1 protein-coding gene is annotated in these 1,360 nt (G+C 29.4%); it reads right to left on the reverse strand.

Translation table 11 applies throughout. The features are described from left to right. Positions 1–50: 50 nt before the first annotated feature. Positions 51–944: a helix-turn-helix transcriptional regulator gene (locus tag ACLJTG_RS23625; protein ID WP_079972810.1), complete on the reverse strand. Its 894-nt coding sequence runs from the start codon at positions 942–944 to the stop codon at positions 51–53. Positions 945–1,360 lie beyond the last annotated feature (416 nt).

A 1,360-nucleotide genomic window follows, 5' to 3' on the forward strand; every position in this document is an offset into this window, starting at 1 on the left:
CTTTTGAGACTTGAGGCACTCCAACGAACTCATACTGAACAGTGAGTAAGCTAACTATGTCGTTTTTTTCTTAATCGAATCTCCATTGGATGTAGTTTTAAATATTTTTTAAAAATTCTTGTAAAATAAGACGGTGACTTATATCCTAAAGAGTTTGCAATTGTTGATATTGAATCATTTGTTCTGATTAACCTTCTCAAGGATTCGGTTAACTTTAGCTTATTGATAAAAGCGGTAACAGATCCTATCTCTTTATACATTTTTTTCTTAAGGGATGAGGAACTCATAAGTAGATTATCAGCTAATTCCTCCAACGACCAATTTTTTGAGTAATCACTCATAACTAAGCTGGCAACCCTTTCAGATGTTAGTGTTACTGACGCTGAATGAAATATATTCGAAACATCACTGTTGATATTCATGAAGTATGACAACAAAAAACTCACTTTAATTTTTCTATATAATTTTTCTGATGCTATCTCCTCTCTGCATGTGTACTCCTGTGAGCACTGCGAAATTATCCAAGATACAGCCATTAGACCAGTGTCATCCAATTCACTAAAATCAAATAAAAAATAATTTTTATCGATTACTCCTGAAGACATCTCCTTTAATCTTATAAAATCGTGATCAAACCATAAATTATGCTCACTAATATCACTTGATGTAAGACGAACAATATTTATATCAGATCTTAGAATATTATGATCTGACCAATGCAACAGTATAGCAAAAGGTACCGATTTGTTGATAAATACCCCTTGATTTTTTTTGCAAAAAAATTTTTGTCCGTTAATAGATAACTTAAAGTCATTGCCTTTTGTATATATGAAATAAAAAAAAGGCAACGGTGTTTCAATATATATATCTTGTGTTAAATCATCTATATTAGATGAGTAAAAACCTATTGATATATCATTCCTCACAGTTTTTACTTTATTCATGTTTACATACCCCTGATTTTATATAAGTGAAATTTAAAGGATTAATAGTCAAATATACATCCACACTCAAAGTCATCTCTGATAAAAAATATAACGCCAACACAAATCACATGTATATCAGTGACGGCCTTGCAATAAAATAACCTGCGTAAATATAATTTAGTTTGCTATTATGAAATTTTCATGAAAAATAACAAATTATAAAATAACAAACTACTCTATCAATTTTATGTTCCACTATTGAATACAGTACTTATACTTAACAACATTCTTATCGCAATACTATAACTTAAACTGTTTAAGTCTTATTTATGATTAATGTCTTATTGTGGCTCATTGATACCAAATAATTCACTTGTATTTTGGGGATTCCGATTTCAAATCGATACGATTGGATTATCATAAATAAATCACAT

The sequence above is a fragment of the Salmonella sp. SAL00672 genome (assembly GCF_046552175.1).
GTDB classification, from domain to species: domain Bacteria; phylum Pseudomonadota; class Gammaproteobacteria; order Enterobacterales; family Enterobacteriaceae; genus Salmonella; species Salmonella enterica.

Excerpts from the sequence above, each read along its gene's own strand:
- ACLJTG_RS23625 (WP_079972810.1), bottom strand. The coding sequence starts at position 944 with ATGAATAAAGTAAAAACTGTGAGGAATGATATATCAATAGGTTTTTAC.